General features: G+C 39.4%; 1 protein-coding gene and 1 pseudogene. Both read left to right on the top strand.

All coding sequences use genetic code 11. The features are described from left to right. The coding region (locus HMPREF2644_RS06120) for a beta strand repeat-containing protein (RefSeq protein WP_070828318.1) at positions 1-3,264 on the top strand (3,264 nt) is incomplete at its 5' end. A gap of 149 nt (positions 3,265-3,413) precedes the next feature. Next, positions 3,414-3,625: pseudogene (locus HMPREF2644_RS06125) on the top strand (ShlB/FhaC/HecB family hemolysin secretion/activation protein); the annotation flags it as partial.

A 3,625-nucleotide genomic window follows, 5' to 3' on the forward strand; every position in this document is an offset into this window, starting at 1 on the left:
GATATCGCTAAAACTGGTGGTTTTGTGGAGACATCGGGGCATTATTTATCCATTGACAGCAATGCAATTGTTAAAACAAAAGAGTGGTTGCTAGACCCTGATAATGTAACAATTGAAGCCTCTTCCTCTTCTCGCGGTAATGCCAGTATAGATAGTGAATTCCCGGACGGTTCGGGCACAAAGGAAAGCCCTAAAACAAACGGCGAACAGCCGACAGTATTAACCAATGAAATCATTTCAAATTATCTGAAAAGCGGCACCTGGGTAATGAATATAACAGCCAAGAAAAATATTACCGTTAACAGCTCAATTAACATTGGAGACAGCTCCCACTTAATCCTTCATAGTGAAGGCAAGGATAACGGCGGTGTTAAGATTAAAGAAGACATTACCTCTAATGGCGGAAACTTAACCATTCAATCCGGCGGATGGGTTGATGTTCACAAAAATATTACGCTTGGCACAGGCACCTTGAATATTACAGCTAAAGGATCCATAGCCTTTGAGGGAAACGGTGCAGAAAAAGCCCGCAACGCATCAAGCGCTCAAATCACCGCGCAGGGAACTATAACCAATACTGGCGATCAAAAACAACTCAGACTTAATAATGTATCTATTAATGGGACGGGTATAGGTTTAAATTTTGTTTCAATTCAGCCTAACACTTCTCACAGATTTGATGGGGAGCTTATTATTTCAGGGAGAGTACATGTTAATCAAACCACACCTAAAAACCTGTCTTTTTGGAAGGTATCCGATGAATCTTATTGGAATGTCAGCCATCTTACCGTAAAAGAGAAGTCAGCATTCTCATTTACCAAGTTTGCGTTAAATAACAATCATGGCCGAGAGACTTCCAGATACCGCAAAGGTGGAGGTGTAATCTTTCGCTCACCTACCGGTCACACAAATTTCACAGTTAAACAAGGCTCAGTGGCTAATTTTTCATTCAAGGCAAAAAATGATACAAATCATGCAAATCAACTCCCGATTCAGTTTAACTCTAATATCTCAGTCGATGGAGGAGGGAAAGTCCTTTTTTGTATAACCTCCAATTACTCCGGCAGATCAGTGGGGATAGGAATGTCTAGCATTAATGTTTCTGATGGCTCAAACCTTACTTTTAATTCTTCCATTCGCGGCCAGGAAGCCTTTAATATCAGTAAAGATTTAACCATAAATGCAACCGGTTCATTTTTTGAACTTGGGCAATACTCGGATACCTTTAATGGTAATGGCTTTAACCACGACGCCATTAAATCAACTCACAATATATCCATCTTAGGTGGCAATGTTACCCTTGGCGGGCAAGATTCAAGCAGTACCATTACAGGTAATATCAATATCTCTCAGGCAGCAAATGTTACCTTGCGAGCTTATAATGGTAACGGTCGAAACAAACAACTAACCCTTGGCAATGTATCTATTGAAGGGAATTTAAGTTTAATCGGTGCAAGTGCAAATATTAACGGCAACCTTTCCGTTAAAGAAAATGCTAAATTTAAAGGGGAAACCCAAGACAACTTGAACATCACCGGCACCTTTATCAATAACGGCGACTCTAAAATCAATATATCTCAAGGAGTGGTAAAACTTGGCAATGTTACCAATGATGGTGATTTAAACATTACCACTCACGCTAAACACAACCAAAGAAGCATCATCGGCGGAGATATAATCAACAATAAAGGAAGCTTAAATATTACAGACAGTAATAAGAATGCTGAAATCCAAATTGTCGGCAATATCTCGCAAAAAGAAGGCAATCTCACGATTTCTTCCGATAAAATCAATATTACCAATCAGATAACAATCAAAGCAGGTGTTGATGGGGAGAATTCCGATTCAGACGCGACAAACAATGCCAATCTAACCATTAAAACCAAAGAATTGAAATTAACGCAAGACCTAAATATTTCAGGTTTCAATAAAGCAGAGATTACAGCTAAAGATGGTAGTGATTTAACTATTGGTAACACCAATAGTGCTGATGGTACTAATGCCAAAAAAGTAACCTTTAACCAGGTTAAAGATTCAAAAATCTCTGCTGGCGACCATAATGTGACACTAAATAGCAAAGTGGAAACATCTGGTAATACTGACAACACTGGAGACGGCAGTGGCAATAATGCCGGCTTAACTATTGCCGCGAAAAATGTAGAAGTAAAAAACAACATTACTTCTAACAAAACAGTAAATATCACCGCGTCAGAAAAACTTACCACCAAAGCGGATGCAACCATTAATGCAACCACTGGTAACGTAGAAGTGACAGCCAAAACAGGTGATATTAAAGGTGAAGTCAAATCCACTTCCGGTAATGTAAATATTACAGCAAACGGCGACACGCTTAAGGTAAGTAACGTCACAGGTCAAAATGTAACAGTAACAGCAAGCTCGGGCGCTGTGACAACCACCGAAGGCACAACTATCAGTGCAACAACCGGTAAAGCAAGTATTACAACCCAAACAGGTGATATTAAGGGTGAGGTTAAATCTAATTCCGGCGATGTAGAGATTACAGCAAGCGGCGACACGCTTAATGTAAGTAATGTTTCAGGCAATGCTGTTACCATCACTGCAGATAAGGGCAAATTAACCACCCAAGCAAGCTCTAGCATTACCTCAAACAATGGCCAGACAACTCTTACAGCCAAGGATGGCAGTATCGCAGGAAGCATCAATGCCGCCAATGTGACATTAAATACCACAGGCACTTTAACTACTGTAGAAGGTTCAAACATTAACGCAGCCAGTGGTACCTTGGTTATTAATGCAAAAGATGCTAAGTTGAACGGCGCGGCATCAGGTGACCACACAGTAGTAAATGCAACTAACGCAAGTGGCTCTGGTAGTGTGACTGCGGTAACCTCAAGTAATGTGAATATCACCGGGGATTTAAGTACAGTAAATGGATTAAATATCATTTCGAAAAATGGTAGAAACACCGTAGTGTTAAAAGGTACTGAAATTGAGGTGAAATATATCCAGCCAGGTGTAGCAAGTGTAGAAGAAGTAATTGAAGCGAAACGCGTCCTTGAGAAAGTGAAAGATTTATCTGATGAAGAAAGAGAAACATTAGCTAAACTTGGTGTAAGTGCTGTACGTTTTATTGAACCAAATAATACCATTACGGTTAACACACAAAATGAGTTTACAACCAGACCATCAAGTCAAGTGACAATTTCTGAAGGTAAGGCGTGTTTCTCAAGTGGTAATGGCGCAGCAGTATGTACCAATGTTGCTGACGATGGACAGCAGTAGTCAGTAATTGACAAGGTAGATTTCATCCTGCAATGAAGTCATTTTATTTTCGTATTATTTACTGTGTGGGTTAAAGTTCAGTACGGGCTTTACCCATCTTGTAAAAAATTACGGAGAATACAATAAAGTATTTTTAACAGGTTATTATTATGAAAAATATAAAAAGCAGATTAAAACTCAGTGCAATATCAGTATTGCTTGGCCTGGCTTCTTCATCATTGTATGCAGAAGAAGCGTTTTTAGTAAAAGGCTTTCAGTTATCTGGTGCACTTGAAACTTTAAGTGAAGACGCCCAACTGTCTGTAGCAAAATCCTTATCCAAATACCAGGGTACACAAACTTTAACAAACCTAAAAACAGC

The sequence above is a fragment of the Haemophilus sp. HMSC071C11 genome (assembly GCF_001837655.1).
Taxonomy (GTDB): domain Bacteria; phylum Pseudomonadota; class Gammaproteobacteria; order Enterobacterales; family Pasteurellaceae; genus Haemophilus; species Haemophilus influenzae.